Source organism: Flavobacterium sp. N1736 (assembly GCF_025947065.1).
Lineage (GTDB): Bacteria > Bacteroidota > Bacteroidia > Flavobacteriales > Flavobacteriaceae > Flavobacterium.
In genome coordinates, this window is sequence record NZ_CP109994.1 from 3125288 (window position 1) to 3149831 (window position 24544).

Below are 24544 nucleotides of genomic sequence, written 5' to 3' on the forward strand. Positions count from 1 at the left end.
AAAGCTGAAACATAAAACTTGAAACTATTTTTTAATCTCTAATTAAAGGAAGTGTCGAACATCTCAACAATCCTTCTTGTTTTGCAATTTCGGCATAAGGAATTTCTTCAACAGTAAAGCCATTTGCACGTAACCAATTGTTTAATCTGGTAAAATTCTTTTCTGAAACAACCACATTCTCATCAATAGAAAATACGTTCGAAAACATATGATACATTTCATTTCTTTCGATATGAAACAAATTTTCTTTCCCAAAAAGATTCACTAAATACATATAATCAGCTTCTTCGCGAAAGCCTCTTTTATAAATAATCCCTTTGTTTTTTCCAACGGGTTGAAAACAACAATCAAGATGTAAGGCATTATCTCTGGCTTCAATTTTAGACTTAACCAAATCGAATTCTTTCACAATTTTATTTGGGAATAATTCTTTGATGAAGTTTACACCATGCATATTTGTTCTTGCTGTGATATAATCTTTATAGTCACTTCCTTTATATGTACCAATAAAAATATAATCATTCCAAAGCATAACATCGCCACCTTCAATATGAACTTCTTCTGGCGGGCGAACCACTTTTAAAGGATCCATTTGATCGATAACATATTGAATTGCGTCTAATTCACGTTCTCTATCCGGTAAAATATTTGATTTTACAAAAGCATTATCAATAACAAAACCAATATCCCTTGCAAAGATCTGATTGTAGTTCTCAATCATTTCAGGGCGATAAACTTTTACATCATATTTTTGAAAAATAGCATTAAAAGCATCCATTTCAGCAACCATATCTTTTTCGATAGGATATGTTCCTGCTTTAATATGTTCCAATGATTTAGGATCGTAGGCTTCATCTAAAGATGGAGTTGGCCCATTATGAACGGCTGAACCCAAAACTACAGCACGCAATCTTGACGTTTCGTTCTTTACATTTAATTGCAACATAATAGTATTATATTTTGAGCAAATATAAAAAAAGCTTCACAGTTAAGTGAAGCTTTAAAGTTTTTTATTTGTTAGACTTAAACTCTCTCAGTGGATGTCCTGTGTAAATCTGTCTTGGTCTTCCAATTGGTTCTTTGTTTTCACGCATTTCTTTCCATTGTGCGATCCAGCCTGGTAATCTACCAATAGCAAACATTACTGTAAACATATCTGTTGGAATTCCTAATGCTCTGTAAATAATTCCAGAATAAAAATCAACATTAGGATATAAGTTTCTTGATTTGAAATAATCATCTTCAAGAGCTGCTGCTTCTAATTTTTTAGCGATTTCCAAAATAGGATCTTCAACTCCTAAAGTTTCTAATACTTCTTTAGCCGCTTTTTTAATAATTTTTGCTCTTGGATCAAAGTTTTTATAAACTCTGTGTCCAAATCCCATTAAACGGAAAGGATCATTTTTGTCTTTTGCTTTCGCCAAAAATTTATCGGTATCACCGCCATCTTTATTAATTTCTTCAAGCATTTCAAGAACTGCCTGGTTTGCACCACCATGAAGTGGCCCCCAAAGTGCAGAAACTCCCGCAGAGATTGAAGCGAATAAACCAGCATGAGATGAACCAACCATTCTTACGGTTGAAGTAGAACAGTTTTGTTCGTGATCTGCATGAAGAATAAATAATTTATCTAATGCATCTACAATAACTGGGTTTGCTGAATAAGGTCCTGTAGGCAATTTAAACATCAATTGCATAAAATTATCTACATAACCTGTTGTGTTATCATAATAATTCAATGGATAACCCATAGATTTTCTATATGTCCATGTAGCAATTACTAGAAATTTACCCATTGTTTTACAAATGGCCTCATACATTTCTTTTTCATTCTCAACATTTACTGCTTTTGGATTAAATGCTGTTAAAGCACTTGTTAAAGCAGATAGCACCCCCATTGGGTGAGCTGTTTTGGGAAAACCATCAATGATATTTTTCATCTCTTCGTTTACCAAAGTATGTTTTTTAATACCATTTTCAAACTGCTCTAATTCCTGAGCTGTTGGCAATTCACCAAAAATTAAAAGATATGAAACTTCTAGAAAATTAGCTTTTTCAGCTAAATCTTCAATTGAATATCCTCTGTAACGCAAAATTCCTAATTCTCCGTCTAAGAATGTGATTTCACTTTTACAAGATCCTGAATTTTTATATCCCGGGTCAATTGTAATAATACCAGTTAAATCACGTAATTTGTTAATATCGATAGCTGATTCATTTTCGCTTCCTGTGATTACCGGAAGTTCAATTTTTTGACCATCTACTTCTAATGTAGCTATTTTTGACATAATATATCGGAAATAAATCTTTAAAATAATAATTTATCAAATCTAAGGAATTTAAGACTAATTAAAAAAAGAATACTGCTATGAATTTGTTAAAACTCCAAAAAAAAACCACCCATTAAGAAATGGATGGTTTAAATCTATATATAACCTTACAATTATTTAATCTTAAAAGCATTTAATCCAGGAAAATAAGCAGTACTTCCTAACTCTTCCTCAATTCTTAATAATTGATTGTATTTTGCCATACGATCAGAACGAGAAGCAGAACCTGTTTTAATTTGACCACAGTTTAAAGCTACAGCTAAATCAGCAATAGTATTATCTTCTGTTTCTCCGGAACGGTGGGACATTACTGATGTATAACCTGCGTTTTTTGCCATATTTACAGCTGCAATAGTTTCAGTTAAAGTACCGATTTGGTTTACTTTTACTAAAATTGAATTTGCAATTCCTTTTTCAATTCCAGTTGACAAACGCTCAACATTAGTAACAAATAAATCATCACCTACTAATTGTACTTTATGTCCAATTTTTTCAGTTAAATATTTCCATCCATCCCAATCATCTTCGTACATACCATCTTCTATAGAAATAATTGGATATTTAGCAGCAAGTTCAGCTAAATAATCAGCTTGCTCTTCAGAAGTTCTGATTTTTCCTGTTTCTCCTTCAAATTTAGTATAATCGTATTTACCGTTTACATAAAACTCAGAAGCAGCACAGTCAAGAGCAATCATAATTTCGTCACCGAAAGTATATCCAGCTTTTTCAACTGCAAGTTTAATTGTATCCAAAGCATCTTCAGTACCTCCGGCTAAGTTTGGTGCAAAACCACCTTCGTCACCTACAGCAGTACTTAAACCTCTGTCATGTAATACTTTTTTCAAGCTATGGAAAATTTCAGTTCCCATTTGCATAGCATGTGTAAATGAAGTTGCTTTTACTGGGAAAATCATGAATTCCTGAAATGCGATAGGCGCATCAGAGTGAGAACCACCGTTGATGATATTCATCATTGGAACAGGTAAAGTATTAGCAGAAACTCCACCAACGTATCTGTATAATGGCAAACCTAATTCATTAGCAGCAGCTTTTGCAGCAGCCAAAGAAACTCCTAAAATAGCGTTAGCTCCTAATTTAGATTTATTTGGAGTCCCGTCTAAATCAATCATTAACTGATCAATTGTATTTTGTTCGAAAACAGAAGTTCCAACTAATTCTTCAGCAATAACAGTATTTACATTATTCACTGCATTTAAAACACCTTTTCCTAAGAAAGCTTTTCCTCCGTCACGTAATTCAACAGCCTCATGCTCTCCAGTTGAAGCTCCAGATGGAACTGCTGCTCTTCCTAATACTCCATTTTCAGTTACTACATCAACTTCAATAGTAGGATTACCTCTGGAATCAAAAATTTGTCTTGCGTGAACTTTAATTATAATACTCATTATTTCTATTTTTTATTAATAAATTATATTTTTTTTTCGAAATTATAAAAATATTTAATAGTAAAAACGTATTCTTATTATTAAACATCTTTATTTATTAACTACATCGTTTTAGCGGTAGCTTGTTTTATATTCTCAACAAATTGATCAAATAAATAGGACGAATCGTGTGGTCCGGGACTAGCTTCCGGATGGTATTGAACTGAAAAACAATTTTTATTTTTCATCCTCATACCGGCAACTGTATCATCATTTAAATGAACATGTGTAATTTCTAATTCAGGATGACCATCTAAAGCTTCTCTTTTTACTGCAAAGCCATGATTTTGGGAAGTAATTTCGCCTTTACCAGTGATAATGTTTTTTACCGGATGATTAATTCCACGATGACCTCCAAACATTTTATAAGTCTTAACTCCATTTGCCAAAGCTATAATCTGATGACCTAAACAAATTCCGAATAGTGGTTTATCATCTGCTATAATTTCTTTAGCAACCTGAATAGCGCCAAACAAAGGATCTGGATCCCCAGGCCCATTTGACAAGAAATAACCATCTGGATTAAAGTCCGTTAAATCTTTATACGTTGAATTATAAGGAAAAACTTTAATGTAACAATCTCTTTTTGCAAGGTTTCTCAAGATATTCTTTTTAATCCCAAGATCTAAAGCAGATATTTTATAAGTAGCATTTTCGTCACCAAAAAAATAAGGCTCAGTAGTTGAAACTTTTGACGCCAACTCTAAACCTTCCATGTTTGGCACGTTAGCCAATTCTTTTTTCAATTCTTCTACTGAAGTTCCATCTGTACAAATAACGGCATTCATTGCACCATTATCACGAATATAACTTACAAGAGCTCTTGTATCAACATCAGAAATACAAATTAAATTTTGTTTAGTAAAATAATCTTCTAAACTTCCAGATGCATCTTCTCTCGAATAATTAAAGCTAAAGTTTTTACAAACTAAACCGGCAATTTTAACACTATCAGATTCGATTTCCTGATTATTAACACCGTAGTTTCCAATGTGAGCATTTGTAGCCACCAATATTTGACCAAAGTAAGAAGGATCAGTAAAAATCTCCTGATATCCCGTCATTCCAGTATTAAAACAAACTTCACCAAAAGTTTTACCGCTAATACCGATAGATTTTCCATGAAAAATAGTTCCGTCGCTTAGTAATAAAATGGCGCTTTGTCGTGTAGTGTATTTCATTCTATAATTTGTGTTGTTGTTTTTTAATTGTCATATGAAACTCGCCATGCTCATTTCACTTGTAATTATAAGTTTTGCAAATTTACTTCTTTAAAAGAGTGTGTCCAAGATTTTTTAAAAAATTCATTCAGAAAAATAAAACCTAAGAATTGAAATAAGTTAAATTCCTCACTTAATTTTAAAAAAAATCAAAAAAAAAAAGGATAAACTAAAAATTAGCTTATCCTTGATTTCTATAGAATCATTACTTTCATAATTATTCAGAAGCTTCAGTAGTCGATTCTGACTCAGCAGCTGGAGCTTCAGTAGTTTCCTCAGCTTTTTTTGCTTTACCACCACGACGGCTTTTTGCTTTTTTAACTTCTTTTTTACCTCCATTGTAAAGTTCATTGAAATCTACAAGCTCGATCATTGCCATATCAGCATTATCTCCCAAACGATTTCCAACTTTAATGATACGAGTGTATCCACCTGGACGGTCACCAACTTTAGCAGCTACGTCTCTGAACAAGTCAGTTACAGCATATTTACTACGTAAGTAAGCAAAAACGATACGACGATTATGAGTAGTATCTTCTTTTGATTTTGTGATTAAAGGCTCAACGAATTGTTTAAGCGCTTTAGCCTTAGCAACAGTAGTGTTAATACGTTTGTGCTCAATAAGAGAACAAGCCATATTAGCTAACATAGCTTTTCTATGTCCAGTCTGTCTGCTTAAGTGATTGAATTTTTTTCCGTGTCTCATTGCTATTTTAAATTTAATCCGCCATGGCGGATTGAATTATTCTTTATCTAATTTGTATTTAGCTAAGTCCATTCCGAAAGTTAAATTTTTAACAGCTACAAGTTCATCTAGCTCAGTTAAAGATTTTTTACCAAAATTACGGAATTTCATTAGGTCATTTTTATTGAACGATACTAAATCACCAAGTGTATCAACTTCAGCCGCTTTCAAGCAATTTAATGCTCTCACAGATAAATCCATATCAACAAGCTTAGTTTTAAGCAATTGTCTCATATGCAATGACTCTTCATCATACGATTCTGTTTGTGCAATTTCGTCAGCCTCGAGTGTAATTCTTTCGTCAGAAAATAACATGAAGTGGTGAATTAAAACTTTAGCAGCTTCTGTAAGAGCATCTTTTGGATTAATAGATCCATCAGTTTTAATTTCAAAAACTAATTTTTCATAATCTGTTTTTTGTTCTACACGGAAGTTTTCAATTGCATATTTTACATTTTTTACCGGAGTAAAAATAGAATCTGTAAAAATGGTTCCAATTGCAGCGTTCTGTTTTTTGTTCTCCTCAGCAGGAACATATCCTCTACCTTTTTCGATTGTTAAATCGAAGTTCAATTTGATTTTAGAATCTAAATTACAGATAACAAGGTCTGGATTCAGAACTTGAAAACCTGATATAAATTTTTGAAAATCACCTGCTGTTAATTGATCTTTACCAGAAACAGAAATTGTAACTGCTTCATTATCGATATCTTCGATTTGACGTTTGAAACGTACTTGTTTTAGATTAAGGATAATTTCGGTAACATCTTCAACAACACCTGAAATAGTAGAAAACTCATGATCTACACCTTCGATACGAACAGATGTAATTGCATAACCTTCTAATGCTGAAAGCAAAACTCTTCTAAGTGCATTACCAACTGTCAATCCATAACCAGGTTCTAAAGGTCTAAATTCGAATTTACCTTCAAAATCGGTTGAATCGATCATGATAACTTTATCGGGCTTTTGAAAATTAAATATTGCCATAAATTTCGACTAAGTCAATTATTATTTGTTGTACAACTCTACGATTAATTGTTCTTTAATGTTTTCTGGAATTTGAAGTCTTGCAGGTACAGAAACAAAAGTTCCTTCTTTAAGATCATTGTTCCAAGTAATCCATTCATAAACATGACTTGAATTTGATAAAGAACGTTCGATAGCTTCTAAAGATTTAGATTTTTCACGAACTGCAACTTTATCACCAGGCTTAAGGTGGTAAGAAGGAATATTTACAACTTCTCCGTTTACAGTAATGTGTCTGTGAGATACTATTTGACGAGCACCTCTTCTAGATGGAGCAATTCCCATTCTAAAAACAACATTATCTAATCTTGCTTCACATAATTGTAATAAAACTTCACCAGTTACTCCTTTAGTTGCTGATGCTTTTTCGAATAAATTTCTGAATTGTTTTTCTAAAATTCCATAAGAATATTTAGCTTTTTGCTTTTCCATTAACTGAACAGCATACTCAGATTTTTTTCCTCTTTTTTTAGCCATCCCGTGTTGTCCAGGTGGGTAATTTCTTTTTTCGAAAGATTTATCATCTCCGAAGATTGCTTCGCCAAACTTACGAGCGATTCTTGTACTAGGACCAGTATATCTTGCCATTTTAAATTGTTTAAGATTGAGATTATGAATTCAGGTCTTATCCTTCGATAATCTATGTTCAATCTAGGTTATACTATAAATTTTGAGTATTAAACTCTACGTCTTTTAGGAGGACGACATCCGTTGTGAGGCATTGGAGTAACATCGATAATCTCTGTAACTTCAATTCCACCGTTATGAATAGAACGGATAGCAGACTCACGCCCGTTACCTGGTCCTTTTACATAAACTTTAACTTTTTTAAGTCCTGCCTCAAGAGCTACTTTACTACAATCTTCTGCTGCCATTTGAGCTGCATACGGAGTGTTCTTTTTAGAACCTCTGAAACCCATTTTACCAGCTGAAGACCAAGAAATAACTTCACCTTTCTTATTTGTCAAAGAAATAATGATGTTGTTGAAAGTGGCAGAAATATGAGCTTCACCCGTTGATTCAACGATAACTTTACGTTTTTTTGCAGTTGCTTTAGCCATATTACTTATTATTTAGTTGCTTTTTTCTTGTTAGCAACAGTTTTTCTTTTACCTTTTCTTGTTCTAGAGTTGTTTTTAGTTCTTTGTCCTCTTAAAGGAAGACCAGATCTATGACGGATACCTCTGTAACAACCAATATCCATTAAACGTTTGATGTTCAAAGAAACTTCTGAACGTAATTCTCCTTCAATTTTGTAAAATGAAACAGCATCACGAATCGCTCCGATCTCATCATCATTCCAATCTTGAACTTTTTTGTCTTGGCTAACTTGAGCTTTTTCTAAAATCTCAATAGCTCTACTTCTTCCTAATCCAAAGATATAGGTAAGTGCTATAACACCTCTTTTATTTTTTGGGATATCTACCCCTGCTATTCTTGCCATAATTATCCTTGTCTTTGTTTAAATCTAGGATTCTTTTTGTTTATTACGTACAATCTCCCTTTTCTACGCACAATGATGCACTCGGGACTTCTCTTTTTTACTGATGCTCTAACTTTCATAGTGAATATCCTTTAATATCGATAAGTAATTCTTGCTTTTGACAAATCATAAGGACTCATTTCTAGTTTCACTTTATCACCAGGTAATAACTTGATATAATGCATACGCATTTTTCCAGAAATATGAGCAATTACAATATGTCCATTTTCTAACTCTACACGGAACATCGCATTTGACAATGCTTCGATGATTGATCCGTCTTGTTCTATTGCTGATTGTTTTGCCATAAATATATTAAGCTACCGCTTTTCTATTTTTACCAGTCTTCATTAAACCATCATAATGTTTGTTTAACAAGTATGAATTGATTTGCTGAATAGTATCTATCGCAACTCCAACCATAATTATTAATGAGGTACCTCCAAAAAACATTGCCCAAGATTGTTGTACATCCATAATACTTACAACAATAGCTGGGAACACAGCAATCAAAGCAAGGAATAAAGATCCTGGGAAAGTTATTAAAGACATCACTTTATCAAGGAAGTCTGAAGTTTCAGCTCCAGGACGAACGCCCGGAATAAAACCACCACTTCTTTTTAAATCATCAGCCATTTTATTAGTAGGAACTGTGATCGCAGTATAGAAAAATGTAAATACAATAATTAAAGTTGCAAAAACAAAATTATACCAAAATCCGAAGATATTACTAAATGCACCAACAATAGATTGTGATGTGTCTGACTTAGACAATCCAGCTACAGCAGCAGGAATAAACATAATTGCCTGCGCAAAAATGATTGGCATAACCCCAGAAGCATTAAGCTTTAAAGGAATCCATTGTCTATTACCACCTGCTAAATCTTGCTCATAATCTCCAGTTGTTGTACGACGAGCGTATTGAACCGGAATTCTACGTACTGCCATTGTAAGCAATACACAAGCAATGATTACTAATAACCACACAATAATTTCAATAACTAACAACATTGGACCTCCATTGTTATTGGTAACTCTGGTTGTAAATTCTTGTATAAAAGCTTGCGGTAAGCGCGCTAAGATACCAACCATAATCAATAATGAAATTCCATTTCCAATACCTTTATCAGTAATTTTTTCTCCAAGCCACATAGCAAAAATAGTACCAGTAACTAAGATAATAACAGAAGAGAACAAAAATTCAGGAGAATTAAAGCCTAATAAGAATGCCTTACCAGGCAATGTTCTGTATAAATTATAGATATAAGTTGGACCTTGAACCAGTGTAATAGCTATAGTCAACCAACGAGTGATTTGATTAATCTTTTTTCTACCACTCTCTCCATCGTTTTGAAGTTTTTGTAAATAAGGAATCGCAATTCCCATTAACTGAACAACAATAGATGCAGAAATATAAGGCATAATACCTAAAGCAAAAACTGAAGCTTTAGAGAAAGCACCCCCTGTAAACATGTCTAGGATAGATCCTAAACCATTTTTAGTTTGTCCCGCTAAACCTGTTAACTCATTTGCATCAATTCCAGGAAGCGTTACGTGTGCACCAAAACGATATACTAAAAGCAATCCTAATGTAATTAAGATTCTATTTTTCAGTTCTTCGATTTTCCAAACATTACTTATTGATTCAATAAATTTCTTCATCTTAATAGATAAGTTATATAGTTACAGCTTCTCCTCCAGCAGCTTCAATAGCAGCTTTTGCAGTAGCAGTAAATTTGTGGGCAGTTACTTTTAATTTTGCTTTCAATTCTCCTCTACCTAAAATCTTAACGATTTCATTTTTGGTAGCTAGACGATTTGCTACGAAATCTGTCATAGAAACAGAATCAGTAATCACACCATTGTCTACTAATAATTGAAGCGTATCTAAATTAACACCTTCGTATTCTTTACGATTGATGTTTGTGAAACCAAACTTAGGCACACGTCTTTGAAGTGGCATTTGCCCTCCCTCAAAACCAATCTTTTTAGAATAACCAGAACGAGATTTTGCTCCTTTGTGACCTCTTGCAGAAGTACCACCTTTTCCTGAACCTTCTCCTCTACCTAATCTTTTATTTTGATTGTGTGTTGACCCTTCAGCTGGTTGTAAGTTACTTAAATTCATAACAGTATTTGTTATTTAGCTTCTTCGACAGAAACTAAGTGTTTAACTTTGTTTATCATCCCAAGGATTGCAGGATTTGAATCATGCTCTACAACTTGTCCCATTTTACGTAGACCTAAAGCTTCCAAACCTCTTTTTTGAGAAAGAGGGCAGTTGATTTTGCTTCTTACTTGTTTTACTAATAATTTAGCCATAATTTCCTTGAATTAACCTTTAAAAACTTTTTCTAAAGAAACACCTCTTTGTTTTGCAACAGTGTAAGCGCTTCTCATTTGTAATAAAGCATCAAAAGTTGCTTTCACTACGTTATGAGGATTTGATGATCCTTGAGATTTAGATAATACATCATGAATACCTACTGATTCAAGAACTGAACGAACAGCTCCACCAGCAATAACTCCTGTACCATGAGAGGCAGGAATTAAGTATACGCGTGCACCACCAAATTTACCTTTTTGTTCGTGAGGAACAGATTGTCCGTTCAAAGGAATTTTTACTAAATTTTTCTTAGCATCTTCTACTGCTTTCGCAATTGCTTCAGAAACATCTTTAGATTTTCCTAGTCCATGACCAACTACTCCGTTTTCATCACCTACAACTACAATAGCAGAAAAACCGAAAGCTCTACCACCTTTTGTAACTTTAGTAACACGATTAACACTTACCAGACGATCTTTAAGTTCAAGACCACTTGGTTTTACCAATTCTACATTTTTGTATTTAGACATAATATATTAGAATTTAAGTCCAGCCGCTCTTGCGCCTTCTGCTAATGATTTAATACGACCGTGATATAAATATCCACCTCTGTCAAAAGTGATGGTTTCGATCCCAGCTTTTAACGCTTTCTCTGCAACTAATTTTCCAACAGCAGCAGCGATTTCAACGTTAGTACCTTTTCCTATTTCTTTTTCTCTTGAAGATGCAGCTAAAATAGTAACCCCATTTACGTCATCAATAAGTTGAGCATAAATTTCTTTGTTACTTCTAAATACAGATAGTCTTGGGTTAGTAGCAGTACCACTAATCGATTTTCTAATTCTGAATCTAATTCTCTGTCTTCTATCAGATTTTGTTAATGACATAATCTTATTTTTTAAGCTGATTTACCTGCTTTTCTTCTTAATACTTCACCCACAAATTTAACACCTTTTCCTTTGTATGGCTCTGGCTTACGGAAACCTCTGATTTTCGCAGCAACTTGACCTAAAAGTTGTTTATCAAATGATGTTAATTTTACGATAGGGTTTTTACCTTTTTCAGATATTGTTTCTAGAGCTACTTCAGGAGCAATTTCTAAAACAATATTGTGAGAATATCCAAGAGCTAAATCTAACTTTTGACCTTGGTTTGAAGCTCTATAACCAACTCCAACTAATTCAAGTTCTTTTGTAAAACCTTCAGATACACCAATTATCATGTTGTTGATTAATGATCTGTATAATCCGTGTTTTGCTCTTTGGTCTTTATGATCAGACGATCTTTCTAATAGAACCTGATCGCCTTCAACTTTTACAGTAATGTCCGAAAACTCCTGAGTTAGTTGACCTTTTTTTCCTTTTACCGTAACGATACCGTCTTTAACTTCTACAGTTACTCCAGCAGCGATTACAATTGGGCTTTTACCTATTCTTGACATCTTATTTAGTCTTTAAAATTAGTATACGTAACAAATTACTTCACCACCTACATTTAATTGTTTCGCTTGTTTTCCAGTCATAAGACCTTTTGAAGTTGAAACAATAGCAATTCCTAATCCGTTAAGGATTCTTGGTAATTTGGCAGCACCTGCATATTTACGTAAACCAGGTTTACTAATTCTTTGGATATCTTTAATTACAGGCTCTTTAGTATCTTTATCATACTTCAAAGCGATTTTGATTGAACCCTGTACAGAGTTGTCTTCAAATTTGTAACTCAAGATATAACCTTGATCAAATAAGATCTTAGTTATTTCTTTTTTTAGATTAGATGCCGGAATTTCAACAACTTTGTGGTTTGCAGCCACAGCGTTACGAACTCTAGTCAAATAATCTGCAATAGGATCTGTATACATATGTATTTGATTGCGACTATGGTTTTCGGGAGGCACTCGCCTCCCGAACCTTTAATCAATTAAAATTATTTTTTGGTTTGCAAAAGTAGTAACTTATTGCGAGATTACCAAGATGCTTTTTTAACTCCAGGAATTAATCCATTATTAGCCATCTCACGGAAAGTTACACGTGAAATACCAAATTGACGAATATAACCTCTTGGTCTACCTGTTAATTTACAACGATTATGCAAACGAACTGGTGAAGCATTTTTAGGTAATTTTTGTAAACCTTCAAAATCTCCAGCTTCTTTCAAAGCTTTTCTTTTCTCAGCATACTTAGCTACCGTTTTCTCTCTTTTCACCTCACGGGCTTTCATTGATTCTTTAGCCATGTCTTAATTCTTTTTAAAAGGTAATCCTAATTCAGCCAATAATGACTTTGCTTCCTTGTCTGTTTTTGCAGTAGTAACAAATGTAATATCCATTCCTGAAATTTTGTTTACTTTGTCAATATCAATTTCCGGGAAAATGATTTGCTCTAAAACTCCAAGGTTGTAATTACCTCTTCCGTCGAAACCAGTAGCTTTGATACCACTAAAATCTCTAACGCGTGGTAAAGCAGAAGTTACAAGTCTATCTAAAAACTCATACATTCTTTCACCACGTAAAGTAACTTTTGCTCCAATAGGCATCCCTTTTCTCAATTTGAATGACGCAACGTCTTTCTTTGAAATTGTAGATACTGCTTTTTGTCCAGTGATCTTTGTTAACTCATCAACCGCATAGTCAATAAGTTTTTTATCAGATACAGCTGCACCAACTCCACGGCTCAAAACGATTTTTTCAAGTTTTGGAACTTGCATCACGTTTGTATATCCGAATTCCTCTTTAAGAGCAGAGATTACTCTACTCTTATATTCTTCTTTTAGTCTAGGTGTATATGCCATTACTATAGTACTTGATTAGATTTTTTTGAAAATCTTACTTTCTTATCTCCTTCTACTCTAATACCAACTCTAGTTGTTTCCTTAGTTTTAGGATCAATTAGTGAAATGTTAGATATTTGTATAGAAGCTTCTTTCTTAACGATACCACCTTGAGGGTTTTTAGCACTTGGTTTTGTATGTTTCGAAACCATGTTTACACCTTCAACTATCGCTTTATTTTTCTCACGGTAAACACGTAAAACTTTACCTTCAGCACCTTTATGGTCTCCAGCAATAACTCTTACGATATCTCCTGATTTTATTTTTAGCTTTATCATCTTAAAACGAATTAAAGCACTTCTGGTGCTAATGATACAATTTTCATGAATTGTTTTTCACGAAGTTCTCTTGCTACCGGACCAAAAACACGTGTTCCTCTCATTTCCCCTGCAGCGTTCAAAAGAACACATGCATTATCATCGAAACGAATATAAGAACCATCAGCTCTTCTCACTTCTTTTTTGGTACGTACAACAACTGCAGTTGAAACAGCTCCTTTTTTAACGTTACCGTTAGGAGTTGCATCTTTAATAGATACTACAATCTTGTCACCAACAGAGGCATACCTTCTTTTGGTACCTCCTAAAACACGGATAGTTAAAACTTCTTTTGCTCCCGTGTTATCTGCTACTTTTAGTCTTGATTCCTGTTGTACCATAATTATTTAGCTCTTTCTAAGATTTCAACTAATCTCCAACATTTTGTTTTACTTAAAGGACGCGTTTCGCTAATTCTTACAGTATCTCCAATGTTACAGTCGTTTGTTTCGTCGTGTGCAACGTATTTCTTTGTTTTCAACACGAACTTACCGTATAATGGGTGTTTTACTTTTCTTACTTCAGCAATAACAATAGATTTATCCATTTTATTTGAAGTAACAACACCTATTCTTTCTTTTCTTAAATTTCTTTTTTCTTCCATCTTTCAGCAGAATACAATTATTGTAACTCTCTTTTAGTTAACTCTGTAGCCAATCTTGCAACTGTTCTTCTTACACTTCTAATTTGAAGTGGGTTCTCAATTGGAGAAATAGCGTGAGCCATTTTTAGGTCAGCATATATTTTCTTAGTTTGACTAAGTTTTTCTTGCAACTCCGCTGCAGAAAGATCTTTTATTTCTGATTGTTTCATAATATAAATTTAATTATGCTTCGAAATCTCTAGCAACGACGAATTTAGTTTTTACTGGAAGCTTTTGAGCTGCAAGACGTAAAGCCTCTTTTGCAACTGATAAAGGAACTCCTCCAACTTCAAACATAATTCTTCCGGGTTTAACAACGGCAGCCCAATATTCAACGGCACCTTTACCTTTACCCATACGTACCTCAAGAGGCTTCTTAGTAATTGGTTTGTCTGGAAATATTTTGATCCATAATTGTCCTTCTCTCTTCATGAAACGAGTTGCAGCAATACGTGCAGCTTCGATTTGACGAGAAGTTAAGAACATTCCATCTTCATGTACAGATTTAATACCAAACATTCCATTAGAAAGTTCATGCCCTCTTTGAGAGTTACCTTTCATTTTACCCTTTTGTACCTTACGGTATTTTGTTCTTTTAGGCTGTAACATTTTTCTTTAGTTTAAAAATTTACTTTCTTTTACGAGCGTCTGGTTTTCCACCTTTATTAAAGTTAGATTTACCTCTAGGGGCATCTCCACCTTTACCACCACCAGTTCCAGATTGTTTTTTATCCATTCCTGCAAGCGGAGAAAGATCTCTCTTTCCATAAACTTCACCTTTCATGATCCATACTTTGATACCCATTCTACCATAAGTAGTGTGAGCTTCAGCCAAAGCATAATCAATATCAGCTCTGAAAGTTGATAGAGGAATTCTACCTTCTTTGAAACCTTCTGAACGTGCCATCTCAGCACCATTTAAACGACCAGAAATCAAAACTTTGATACCTTCAGCGTTCATACGCATAGAAGCAGCAATAGCCATTTTGATTGCACGTCTGTAAGAAATACGGCTTTCGATTTGACGAGCGATGCTTGTCGCCACAAGATAAGCATCTAATTCAGGTCTTTTAATTTCAAAGATGTTGATTTGAACCTCTTTGTCAGTAACTTTCTTAAGTTCCTCTTTCAACTTGTCTACCTCTTGTCCACCTTTTCCGATAATGATACCAGGTCTGGCAGTAGTGATAGTAACGGTTACAAGTTTCAAAGTTCTCTCGATGATTACTTTAGATACACTAGCTTTTGATAAACGAGCGTGGATATACTTTCTGATTTTGTGATCTTCGGCAAGTTTATCACCGTAATCATTTCCACCATACCAGTTTGAGTCCCACCCTCTGATGATACCAAGTCTATTTCCAATTGGATTTGTCTTTTGTCCCATGCTGCTTAAGAATTGCTTTGTGTGTTATTGATAGCTCCAAGCACGATTGTTACGTGATTAGAACGTTTTCTTATTCTGTGTGCACGACCTTGTGGAGCTGGACGAAGTCTTTTCAACATCATTCCACCATCTACTCTGATCTCTTTAACAAATAATCCAGCTTCTTCTAAATTACCTTCACTATTTTTTTGCTCCCAGTTGTTGATTGCAGATAATAATAGTTTTTCTAATTTTCTTGAAGCTTCTTTAGAACTGAATCTTAAGATGTTAAGTGCTCTTTCTACCTTCTGACCTCTTACCAAGTCCGCTACTAAGCGCATTTTTCTAGGTGAAGTAGGGCAGTTATTCAATTTTGCGAAAGCAATAGACTTATTAGCCTCTTTTCTCGCATCTGCTGTTTCTCTTTTACGAACTCCCATTGCTTCTTATTTTTTACCTTTATTTTTTGCTCCAGCATGACCTCTAAAAGATCTAGTTGGTGAAAATTCTCCTAATTTGTGACCTACCATGTTTTCTGTTACGTAAACTGGTACAAATTGACGACCGTTATGAACTGCGATAGTTTGTCCAACGAAATCTGGAGTAATCATAGAAGCTCTAGACCAAGTCTTTACTACACTATTTTTACCACTTTCTACGTTTTCCTGAACTTTCTTGTCTAACTTATAATGAACGAAAGGTCCTTTTTTTAATGAACGTGCCATATCTTATTATTTCTTTCTACGTTCTACGATATACTTGTTACTCGGGTTTTTCTTAGAACGAGTTCTATAACCTTTTGCTGGTATTCCATTTCTTGAACGTGGATGTCCACCAGAAGAACGTCCTTCTCCACCACCCATTGGGTGATCAACAGGGTTCATTGCAACAGGTCTTGTTCTAGGTCTTCTTCCTAACCATCTTGTTCTACCAGCTTTTCCTGATACAACTAATTGGTGGTCTGAATTAGAAACAGCTCCAATTGTAGCCGAACAAGTTAACAAGATTAATCTTGTTTCACCAGATGGCATTTTAATTGTAGCATATTTTCCATCTCTTGCCATTAATTGAGCAAATGTTCCAGCTGAACGAGCGATTACCGCTCCTTGACCTGGACGTAACTCAATACAAGAGATTACAGTTCCTAAAGGAATTCTGCTTAAAGGCAATGTATTACCAATTTCAGGTTGAGATTCTGGACCAGAAACTAGTTTCTGACCAACTTTCAATCCGTTTTGAGCAATAACGTATGTTTTCTCTCCATCAGCATAAGCTAATAAAGCGATAAATGCAGTACGATTTGGATCATACTCAATTGATTTCACTGTAGCTGGAATTCCTTCTTTTGTACGTTTGAAATCAATAATACGATATCTCTGCTTGTGACCACCACCCGTATAACGCATGGTCATCTTTCCTTGACTATTTCTACCTCCAGAGTTTTTTATCGGCGCTATCAAAGAGCGTTCCGGCTTATCAGTTGTAATGGCGTCATAACCATTCACAACTCTAAATCGCTGACCTGGGGTAATAGGTTTTAATTTTCTTACTGACATTTTTCTATCTTAGATATTGTTGTAAAAATCAATTGTTTCTCCTTCTTGTACTTGAACAATCGCTTTCTTAATTGCATTTGTCTTTCCACTGATCAAACCACTTTTAGTGTATTTTGTAGTTCTATCCGGTCTTACGTTCATCGTGTTAACTGAAACGATAGTTACTCCATAAGCAGCTTCAACAGCTTTCTTAATTTGAACTTTGTTTGCTTTTTTGTCAACAACGAATCCGAAGCGGTTTAAAACTTCACTTTCTTTGGTTACTTTTTCTGTTACTATAGGTCTAATTATGATACTCATACTCCTATTATTTGCTTAAATTTTCTTCAATTAACTCCAAAGAACCTTCTAAAAGCACTAAATTATTAGTGTTTAAAATAGCGTAAGTGCTTAATTCTGAGCTAGTTACGACATTAGAAGCCTTTAAATTGCGTGAGGACAAATATACATTTTTATTCGACTCTCCCAACACAAATAGAGATTTTTTATTATCTAACCCTAAAGCTTTCAAAACGTTAATGAAATTTTTAGTGTTTGGAGTTTCAAAATTAAAGTCCTCAAGAACGATAATATTCGACTCTTTTGCTTTGATTGAGAAAGCTGATTTTCTTGCCAATCTTTTCAAGCTTTTATTCAATTTAAATGAATAACTTCTTGGTCTTGGCCCGAAAATTGTTCCACCACCTTTAAACAATGGATTTTTGATACTTCCCGCACGAGCTGTACCTGTTCCTTTTTGTTTTTTAATCTTACGTGTACTTCCCGTCACTTCAGCTCTTTCTTTAGCTTTGTGAGTCCCTTGTCTTTGATTAGCAAGATATTGCTTAACATCAAGGTATACAGCGTGATTGTTTGGTTCAATTGCGAATACTGAATCAGAAAGTTGAACTTTTCTCCCAGTATCTTTTCCGTTGAAATCTAATACTTTTACTTCCATTACTTCTGAATGATTACATAAGAGTTTTTATGTCCAGGAACACATCCTTTAATAACAAGTAGATTCTTTTCAGCAACTACTTTTAAAACTCTAAGGTTTTGAACTTTTACATTGTCTCCTCCCATTCTTCCAGCCATACGCATTCCTTTGAATACTCTAGATGGATATGAAGAAGCTCCTACAGAACCTGGCGCTCTTAAACGGTTGTGTTGACCGTGAGTTGCTTGTCCAACACCACCAAATCCGTGACGTTTAACAACCCCTTGAAAACCTTTACCTTTAGATACACCTTGTACATCTACAAATTCTCCTTCAGCAAAAATAGAAACATCAATAAGATCTCCTAATTTTTGTTCAGTTGCAAAATCTTGAAATTCAACGACTTTTTTCTTAGCAACAGTTCCAGCTTTTTTAAAGTGACCTAAAGCCGCTTTAGTGGAATGTTTCTCGTTTTTGTCATCGAAACCAAGTTGCAACGCTTCGTACCCGTCAACACCTTTGGTTCTGACTTGGGTAACAACACACGGCCCAGCCTCGATTACTGTACAAGGAATGTTTTTCCCGTTTTCGTCGAAAATACTAGTCATGCCGATTTTTTTACCAATTAACCCAGACATAAATATTAATTATTAATTACTAAAATTCCCTTCAATTTGAAAATAACAGAAATTTCCAAACAGGGAGTGCAAAAGTATACATTAAAATTGAATATACCAAACAGTTAGAAAAATTAAATAGCTCATAATCAAAATCAAAGCTTCAGTCCAACCACTTCAAGCAATTTATTTATCACAAAAATTATTTTCTACTATTTTAACCTGCAACAACAACTACCTTAACAATTACTTAATCTTCCAAACAAAAAAATCTCGTAACTACCTAAATCAAAGACATCTCTGTTAAAAACAAGAAAAAATTAAACACAAAAGCATTTCCAAAAATAATTACTAAGTAAACTTTTAATCATAAAAAAAGCGAGACATTTCTGTCTCGCTTTTCTATATAAAATATAATAAAAAATTACACTTTTATTTCTACTTCAACTCCACTTGGCAATTCAAGTTTCATTAAAGCATCAATAGTTTTAGATGAAGATGAATAAATATCAATCAATCTCTTGTATGACATTACTTCAAATTGCTCTCTCGCTTTTTTGTTAACGTGCGGAGAACGTAGTACAGTGAAAAGTTTTTTGTGAGTTGGCAACGGAATTGGACCTGTTACAACTGCTCCAGTAGTTTTTACTGTTTTTACGATCTTTTCAGCAGACTTGTCTACCAACATGTGATCGTAAGATTTTAGTTTTATTCTGATTTTTTGACTCATTTTCTTAAGAATTAAGCGTTACCTTTTGCTTTTTTAATTACAGCTTCTGAAATATTAGAAGGTGTTTCTGCATAGTGAGAAAACTCCATTGTTGAAGTAGCTCTACCAGAAGACAATGTTCTTAATGTTGTTACATATCCAAACATTTCTGATAAAGGCACATCAGCTTTAATAGTTTTAGCACCGTTTCTATCACCCATGTCATTGACCTGACCTCTACGACGGTTGATATCACCTACGATATCCCCCATGTTTTCTTCAGGAGTAATAACTTCCATTTTCATGATTGGCTCAAGAATAATTGCTCCAGCAGCCTTAGCTACTTCTCTATAACCCATTCTCGCAGCTAATTCAAAAGAAAGAGCATCAGAATCGACAGGGTGGAAAGATCCGTCTGTCAAAGTTACTTTCAAACTATCCACTTGATAACCAGCCAAAGGACCAGTTTTCATAGCTTCACGGAAACCTTTTTCTACAGATGGAATATATTCTTTAGGAACGTTACCACCTTTTACTGCATTAATAAATTGCAATCCAACAGGAACTTTACCATCAACTTCGTCAGCTGGCTCAAGTGTAAATACGATATCACCGAATTTACCACGACCTCCTGATTGTTTCTTGTAAGTCTCTCTATGTGTTGCAGTTCTTGTAAACGCTTCTTTATATTCGACTTGAGGCTCACCTTGGTTCACTTCAACTTTAAATTCACGTTTCATACGATCTACCAAGATATCTAAGTGAAGCTCACCCATACCTGAGATAATAGTTTGCCCTGAAGCCTCATCTGTTCTAACAGTAAATGTTGGATCCTCTTCAGCTAATTTAGCCAAAGCCATACCCATTTTATCAACGTCGGCTTTAGTTTTAGGTTCAATTGCAATACCAATTACCGGTGCAGGGAATTTCATTGACTCAAGAATAATTGGGTGTTTTTCATCACACAATGTATCTCCAGTTTTAATATCTTTAAATCCAACAGCAGCTCCAATATCTCCAGCCTCAATATATTCGATTGGATTTTGTTTGTTAGCGTGCATTTGGTAGATACGAGAAATTCTTTCTTTGTTTCCTGAACGAGTGTTCAAAACATAAGAACCAGCATCTAAACGACCAGAGTAAGCACGGAAGAAAGCTAAACGACCTACGAATGGGTCAGTAGCAATTTTAAATGCCAAAGCAGCGAACGGCTCTTTTACATCTGGCTTACGCAAGATTTTAGTTTGATCTTCTTCTAATAATTCAGCATCATCAGGATGAATCCCTTCGATACCTTCTTTATCCATTGGAGAAGGTAAATATTTACATACTGCATCTAACATGAATTGAACTCCTTTGTTTTTAAAAGAAGAACCAGCGATCATAGGAATGATAGCCATATCCATAGTAGCAGCCCTTAAAGCATTGTTGATTTCTTCCTCTGTAATAGAGTTTTCATCTTCCATGAATTTCTCTAAAAGATTTTCATCGTAGTCAGCAACTGCTTCAATAAGGATAGATCTGTACTCTTTAACCTCTGCAACCATATCAGCAGGAATTTCAACAATATCAAAAGTCGCCCCTTGAGTTGCATCATGCCAAATAATAGCTTGGTTTTTTACTAAATCTACAACACCTTTGAAATCATTTTCTTCACCAATTGGCAAAGTGATCGCAACAGCATTTGATTTTAACATATCACGAACTTGTTGACAAACTGCCAAAAAGTTAGATCCTTGACGGTCCATTTTATTTACGAATCCCATACGTGGAACTCTGTACTGATCTGCAAGTCTCCAGTTAGTTTCTGATTGTGGTTCAACACCGTCAACAGCACTAAACAAGAAAACTAATCCATCAAGTACACGTAAAGAACGGTTTACCTCTACAGTAAAATCAACGTGTCCGGGAGTATCAATAATATTAAAGTGGTATGGCAAAGATTCAGGCAAAATTTTACCTTGTTCAGTTGGAAAATTCCACTCACAAGTTGTTGCAGCTGAAGTAATTGTAATACCTCTTTCTTGCTCTTGAGCCATCCAGTCCATTGTTGCAGCACCATCATGTACTTCACCAATTTTATGTGACTTTCCAGTATAAAAAAGGATACGCTCCGTTGTTGTTGTTTTACCAGCATCAATGTGAGCAGCAATTCCGATATTTCTTGTATATTTTAAATCTCTAGCCATTTCTTACGAATTAAAATCTAAAGTGAGAGAAAGCTTTGTTAGCTTCTGCCATCTTGTGAGTATCCATTCTTTTCTTAACCGCAGCACCTTCTTCTTTAGCAGCAGCTAAACATTCTGACGCTAGACGTTGTGCCATAGATTTTTCATTTCTTCTTCTAGAATAAAGTATTAACCACTTCATTGCCATAGAAATTTTTCTGTCTGGTCTAATTTGCATTGGAATTTGAAATGTAGCTCCACCTACTCTACGACTACGTACTTCTACGTGAGGCATAACGTTTGTTAAAGCATCTTTCCAAATTTCTAATGAAGATTTTTCTGAATCCTGCTTTTTAGACTCAATGATGTCAATTGCATCATAAAATACTTTGAAAGCTGTAGATTTCTTACCGTCCCACATTAAGTTGTTCACAAAACGCGTTACCAATTGGTCGTTAAACCTCGGATCTGGTAAAAGTGGTCTTTTCTTTGCCGCTCTTTTTCTCATGTCTTTTTCTTAAAAGTTTTAAATTACTTTTTTGCTTCTTTTGGGCGTTTAGCACCGTACTTAGATCTTCTTTGCGTTCTTCCTGCAACTCCTGACGTGTCAAGCGCTCCACGAACGATATGATATCTAACACCTGGTAAATCTTTTACCCTTCCGCCTCTAACTAATACTATCGAGTGCTCTTGTAAATTGTGTCCTTCTCCAGGGATGTAAGCATTCACTTCATTACCATTTGTCAAACGTACACGCGCAACTTTACGCATTGCAGAGTTTGGTTTTTTTGGTGTAGTAGTGTAAACACGCGTACAAACCCCTCTTCTTTGAGGACAAGAATCTAAAGCAACCGATTTACTCTTCTTAGTTATCTGAGTTCTTCCTGTTCTTACTAATTGTTGAATTGTTGGCATAATTAATACTAAAAATTTATTATGTATATTAAATTCCCGCTTTTTACGGGGTTGCAAATGTATAAAATATTTTTCACTATACAAACGTTAATCTATTAATTTTCAAGAACATTATTTAAGCTTATGATTTTACAAACAAACAATAGATATTTGCAATACTTTTAATAAATGAAACAATTGCACTTGAAACAGTTATCCTTTATATTCCTTTTTTTCTTTATAAGCATTTCTTTCTATGCGCAAAATTTTAATTTAAAGATATATGGCACGAATAAAGATGAAAACAAAATCATAGATTCTTTAAATTATTCTACCAAACATTCAAATATAAAATCACTTTTTAATGAACTAAAAATCACTTCAGAAAAACTTTCAAAAAAGGGTTTTTTAGACAATAAAGTGCTGGAAACAAAAAGAATAAATGACAGTTCATATGCATCAATAATTAAGCTGAAACAAAGAATAAAAAAAATACATATATATATAGGTATAAATAATCTTTTTTCTGATTCTGAAAAAACAGAAAACGACACTATAATTCTACCTTATGAAGAAGTAGAAAACTACCTTAACCAGAAAATAAACGACGCTGAAAAAACCGGTTACGCACTAACAAAAATTAATCTTAAAAATATTCAAAGAAGGAATTCAATAATTTATGCCGACTTAAATTTTAAATCCGAAAAAAAACGAACACTAAATTCCATTATTCTAAATTACTCCGACAACAATACCAAAAAAGAAATTTTCCCAAAAGGCCATTTAAAACAGCTTAATAAAAAATACATCAACAGAACTTTTAACCGCGAAGCCATCAAAGAGCTTTACAACGATATTAACAACTATGAATTTGTGAGTCAAACAAAATATCCGGAAATATTATTTACCAGAGACTCAACCAAAATTTATGCTTACATACAAAAAAGAAAAACAAATACGTTTGATGGGTATATTGGATTTTCAAATGATGAGAACAAAAAACTAAACCTGAACGGATATTTGGACATAACTTTACAGAACATACTTCACTCAGGAGAAGAATTCTCCCTTTACTGGAAAAGCGATGGCAATGACCAAAAAACATTCAACACTAAAATAGAAATACCTTATATTTTTAATTCATCACTAGGAATAAAAGCACAATTAAACATATTTAAACAAGACAGTACTTTTCAAAATACAAAAACTGCAATTGACTTAGGTTATTACTTAAACTATAATTCAAGAATATATCTGGGATACCAGTCTACTGAATCAAGCGATATTCAAAATGCAAATAATGCAACAATTAGCGATTATAAAAATTCATACATTACCACGTCATTCGATTATAAAAAAATCGACGCTTTAAATAATCTATTCCCTAAAAAAGCATTTATTAATTTCATATTGGGTTACGGAAAAAGAAACACAAACAACAATCCGGAAACAGCAGAATCAAGCAAACAATTTTACACAAACATAAACTTGTCATTCAATTTTGAGCTAAACGAGAGGAATTATATTAACATAAATTCACAAAATTTTTATCTTAACAGTAAAAATTACATTTCGAACGAATTATTTCGTTTTGGCGGAATGAACTCAATTAGGGGATTTTTAGAAAATAGTCTGCAAGCCAATTTCAATTCTCTAATTCTTACAGAATACAGATATCTTGTCTCAAAAAACTTATATATCAATTCAATTCTCGATTATGGGTTATATCAAGACTTAACAAGCAATATGAATCAAAATAAAATAAAAAAATTAATAGGAATTGGCGCGGGAACAGGAATACAAACCACAAACGGTTTATTGAAAATTACTCTTACAAATGGTGCCGAAAAAACAAAGGAACTACAATTATATAACACTATCATAAACATATGTTATAATGTTAAATTTTAATGTTTAACAAAAAAAGATTTTTATTTATTAGGAAAGTTAACAA

At 33.9% G+C, this 24544-nt stretch carries 37 protein-coding genes; 1 reads left to right on the top strand and 36 read right to left on the bottom strand.

All coding sequences use genetic code 11. The features are described from left to right. Positions 1-31: 31 nt before the first annotated feature. The 36 genes from OLM54_RS13325 to rpsL all read right to left on the bottom strand — a co-directional run bounded on the left by OLM54_RS13325 (position 32) and on the right by rpsL (position 22611). Entirely contained in the window at positions 32-946 is a 915-nt protein-coding gene (locus OLM54_RS13325; protein ID WP_264535103.1) for a dimethylarginine dimethylaminohydrolase family protein, read from the bottom strand. A 64-nt stretch (positions 947-1010) separates the two neighbouring features. Continuing rightward, entirely contained in the window at positions 1011-2288 is a 1278-nt protein-coding gene (locus OLM54_RS13330; protein WP_264535104.1) for a citrate synthase, read from the bottom strand. 155 nt (positions 2289-2443) lie between these two features. Beyond that, on the bottom strand, positions 2444-3736 hold the full coding sequence (eno, locus tag OLM54_RS13335; RefSeq protein ID WP_264535105.1) for a phosphopyruvate hydratase: 1293 nt from the start codon (positions 3734-3736) through the stop codon (positions 2444-2446). A gap of 101 nt (positions 3737-3837) precedes the next feature. Beyond that, on the bottom strand, positions 3838-4956 hold the full coding sequence (gene carA, locus OLM54_RS13340; RefSeq protein ID WP_264535106.1) for a glutamine-hydrolyzing carbamoyl-phosphate synthase small subunit: 1119 nt from the start codon (positions 4954-4956) through the stop codon (positions 3838-3840). Between the two features lie 256 nt (positions 4957-5212). After that, a complete protein-coding gene (gene rplQ, locus OLM54_RS13345; protein ID WP_264535107.1) occupies positions 5213-5701 on the bottom strand; it encodes a 50S ribosomal protein L17 in 489 nt (162 codons plus the stop codon). A 36-nt stretch (positions 5702-5737) separates the two neighbouring features. Continuing rightward, positions 5738-6730, bottom strand: coding sequence for a DNA-directed RNA polymerase subunit alpha (locus tag OLM54_RS13350; protein ID WP_026109818.1), 993 nt, complete (start codon positions 6728-6730; stop codon positions 5738-5740). Positions 6731-6751: 21 nt separating this feature from the next. After that, positions 6752-7357: a 30S ribosomal protein S4 gene (rpsD, locus tag OLM54_RS13355; protein WP_029272055.1), complete on the bottom strand. Its 606-nt coding sequence runs from the start codon at positions 7355-7357 to the stop codon at positions 6752-6754. A gap of 89 nt (positions 7358-7446) precedes the next feature. After that, positions 7447-7830: a 30S ribosomal protein S11 gene (rpsK, locus tag OLM54_RS13360; protein WP_007803677.1), complete on the bottom strand. Its 384-nt coding sequence runs from the start codon at positions 7828-7830 to the stop codon at positions 7447-7449. Positions 7831-7838: 8 nt separating this feature from the next. After that, entirely contained in the window at positions 7839-8213 is a 375-nt protein-coding gene (gene rpsM, locus OLM54_RS13365; protein WP_007803675.1) for a 30S ribosomal protein S13, read from the bottom strand. Positions 8214-8215: 2 nt separating this feature from the next. Then, positions 8216-8332, bottom strand: coding sequence for a type B 50S ribosomal protein L36 (gene ykgO / locus OLM54_RS13370; protein WP_072945378.1), 117 nt, complete (start codon positions 8330-8332; stop codon positions 8216-8218). Between the two features lie 12 nt (positions 8333-8344). Next, the gene (gene infA, locus OLM54_RS13375) at positions 8345-8560 is read right to left on the bottom strand and encodes a translation initiation factor IF-1 (protein ID WP_007136545.1); all 216 of its coding nucleotides are present in this window, start codon (positions 8558-8560) and stop codon (positions 8345-8347) included. Between the two features lie 7 nt (positions 8561-8567). After that, positions 8568-9914, bottom strand: coding sequence for a preprotein translocase subunit SecY (secY, locus tag OLM54_RS13380; RefSeq protein ID WP_264535108.1), 1347 nt, complete (start codon positions 9912-9914; stop codon positions 8568-8570). A 13-nt stretch (positions 9915-9927) separates the two neighbouring features. Further along, positions 9928-10380: a 50S ribosomal protein L15 gene (gene rplO / locus OLM54_RS13385; protein ID WP_017495009.1), complete on the bottom strand. Its 453-nt coding sequence runs from the start codon at positions 10378-10380 to the stop codon at positions 9928-9930. 11 nt (positions 10381-10391) lie between these two features. Then, positions 10392-10574 carry a 50S ribosomal protein L30 gene (gene rpmD / locus OLM54_RS13390; RefSeq protein ID WP_017495010.1) on the bottom strand — a complete coding sequence of 61 codons (183 nt, stop codon included), beginning with the start codon at positions 10572-10574 and terminating at the stop codon, positions 10392-10394. A gap of 12 nt (positions 10575-10586) precedes the next feature. Beyond that, positions 10587-11111, bottom strand: a complete 525-nt coding sequence (rpsE, locus tag OLM54_RS13395) for a 30S ribosomal protein S5 (RefSeq protein ID WP_140507259.1) — start codon at positions 11109-11111, stop codon at positions 10587-10589. Positions 11112-11114: 3 nt separating this feature from the next. Then, positions 11115-11465: a 50S ribosomal protein L18 gene (rplR, locus tag OLM54_RS13400; protein ID WP_089055324.1), complete on the bottom strand. Its 351-nt coding sequence runs from the start codon at positions 11463-11465 to the stop codon at positions 11115-11117. 11 nt (positions 11466-11476) lie between these two features. Continuing rightward, positions 11477-12019 (bottom strand): 50S ribosomal protein L6, encoded by a 543-nt coding sequence (gene rplF / locus OLM54_RS13405; protein ID WP_042565877.1) that lies wholly within the window; start codon positions 12017-12019, stop codon positions 11477-11479. Between the two features lie 18 nt (positions 12020-12037). Further along, entirely contained in the window at positions 12038-12436 is a 399-nt protein-coding gene (gene rpsH / locus OLM54_RS13410; protein ID WP_017495014.1) for a 30S ribosomal protein S8, read from the bottom strand. A 104-nt stretch (positions 12437-12540) separates the two neighbouring features. Next, positions 12541-12810, bottom strand: a complete 270-nt coding sequence (gene rpsN / locus OLM54_RS13415) for a 30S ribosomal protein S14 (protein WP_007803655.1) — start codon at positions 12808-12810, stop codon at positions 12541-12543. Positions 12811-12813: 3 nt separating this feature from the next. Next, positions 12814-13365, bottom strand: coding sequence for a 50S ribosomal protein L5 (gene rplE / locus OLM54_RS13420; RefSeq protein WP_007803652.1), 552 nt, complete (start codon positions 13363-13365; stop codon positions 12814-12816). A 2-nt stretch (positions 13366-13367) separates the two neighbouring features. Next, the gene (rplX, locus tag OLM54_RS13425; RefSeq protein ID WP_007803650.1) at positions 13368-13682 is read right to left on the bottom strand and encodes a 50S ribosomal protein L24; all 315 of its coding nucleotides are present in this window, start codon (positions 13680-13682) and stop codon (positions 13368-13370) included. Positions 13683-13693: 11 nt separating this feature from the next. After that, positions 13694-14062, bottom strand: coding sequence for a 50S ribosomal protein L14 (gene rplN, locus OLM54_RS13430; protein WP_007803649.1), 369 nt, complete (start codon positions 14060-14062; stop codon positions 13694-13696). A 2-nt stretch (positions 14063-14064) separates the two neighbouring features. Next, complete coding sequence (gene rpsQ, locus OLM54_RS13435; protein ID WP_007803646.1) at positions 14065-14325, bottom strand: 30S ribosomal protein S17; 261 nt, start codon at positions 14323-14325, stop codon at positions 14065-14067. 17 nt (positions 14326-14342) lie between these two features. After that, complete coding sequence (gene rpmC / locus OLM54_RS13440) at positions 14343-14534, bottom strand: 50S ribosomal protein L29 (RefSeq protein ID WP_007803639.1); 192 nt, start codon at positions 14532-14534, stop codon at positions 14343-14345. A 13-nt stretch (positions 14535-14547) separates the two neighbouring features. Beyond that, positions 14548-14973, bottom strand: a complete 426-nt coding sequence (rplP, locus tag OLM54_RS13445) for a 50S ribosomal protein L16 (RefSeq protein ID WP_007803637.1) — start codon at positions 14971-14973, stop codon at positions 14548-14550. Between the two features lie 19 nt (positions 14974-14992). Beyond that, positions 14993-15751 (bottom strand): 30S ribosomal protein S3, encoded by a 759-nt coding sequence (gene rpsC, locus OLM54_RS13450; RefSeq protein WP_012022487.1) that lies wholly within the window; start codon positions 15749-15751, stop codon positions 14993-14995. A gap of 5 nt (positions 15752-15756) precedes the next feature. Further along, positions 15757-16170 (bottom strand): 50S ribosomal protein L22, encoded by a 414-nt coding sequence (rplV, locus tag OLM54_RS13455; protein WP_007803631.1) that lies wholly within the window; start codon positions 16168-16170, stop codon positions 15757-15759. A gap of 6 nt (positions 16171-16176) precedes the next feature. After that, positions 16177-16455, bottom strand: a complete 279-nt coding sequence (gene rpsS / locus OLM54_RS13460) for a 30S ribosomal protein S19 (RefSeq protein WP_012022488.1) — start codon at positions 16453-16455, stop codon at positions 16177-16179. 6 nt (positions 16456-16461) lie between these two features. Beyond that, positions 16462-17286: a 50S ribosomal protein L2 gene (rplB, locus tag OLM54_RS13465; protein ID WP_059114053.1), complete on the bottom strand. Its 825-nt coding sequence runs from the start codon at positions 17284-17286 to the stop codon at positions 16462-16464. A 9-nt stretch (positions 17287-17295) separates the two neighbouring features. After that, the gene (rplW, locus tag OLM54_RS13470; protein ID WP_017495018.1) at positions 17296-17586 is read right to left on the bottom strand and encodes a 50S ribosomal protein L23; all 291 of its coding nucleotides are present in this window, start codon (positions 17584-17586) and stop codon (positions 17296-17298) included. Positions 17587-17593: 7 nt separating this feature from the next. Then, positions 17594-18223 (bottom strand): 50S ribosomal protein L4, encoded by a 630-nt coding sequence (gene rplD, locus OLM54_RS13475; RefSeq protein WP_041516263.1) that lies wholly within the window; start codon positions 18221-18223, stop codon positions 17594-17596. Then, positions 18223-18840: a 50S ribosomal protein L3 gene (rplC, locus tag OLM54_RS13480; protein WP_007803612.1), complete on the bottom strand. Its 618-nt coding sequence runs from the start codon at positions 18838-18840 to the stop codon at positions 18223-18225. The genes rplD and rplC overlap by 1 nt, the downstream gene beginning before the upstream one ends. A gap of 403 nt (positions 18841-19243) precedes the next feature. Next, positions 19244-19549: a 30S ribosomal protein S10 gene (gene rpsJ, locus OLM54_RS13485; RefSeq protein ID WP_007803605.1), complete on the bottom strand. Its 306-nt coding sequence runs from the start codon at positions 19547-19549 to the stop codon at positions 19244-19246. Positions 19550-19560: 11 nt separating this feature from the next. Further along, the gene (fusA, locus tag OLM54_RS13490) at positions 19561-21717 is read right to left on the bottom strand and encodes an elongation factor G (protein WP_264535109.1); all 2157 of its coding nucleotides are present in this window, start codon (positions 21715-21717) and stop codon (positions 19561-19563) included. A gap of 10 nt (positions 21718-21727) precedes the next feature. Beyond that, entirely contained in the window at positions 21728-22204 is a 477-nt protein-coding gene (gene rpsG / locus OLM54_RS13495; protein WP_007803600.1) for a 30S ribosomal protein S7, read from the bottom strand. 23 nt (positions 22205-22227) lie between these two features. Continuing rightward, on the bottom strand, positions 22228-22611 hold the full coding sequence (gene rpsL / locus OLM54_RS13500; RefSeq protein ID WP_007136570.1) for a 30S ribosomal protein S12: 384 nt from the start codon (positions 22609-22611) through the stop codon (positions 22228-22230). Positions 22612-22794: 183 nt separating this feature from the next. Here rpsL and OLM54_RS13505 point away from each other — a divergent pair, with 183 nt between their 5' ends. Beyond that, positions 22795-24501, top strand: coding sequence for a hypothetical protein (locus OLM54_RS13505; RefSeq protein ID WP_319802285.1), 1707 nt, complete (start codon positions 22795-22797; stop codon positions 24499-24501). The last annotated feature ends 43 nt before the right edge of the window (positions 24502-24544 follow it).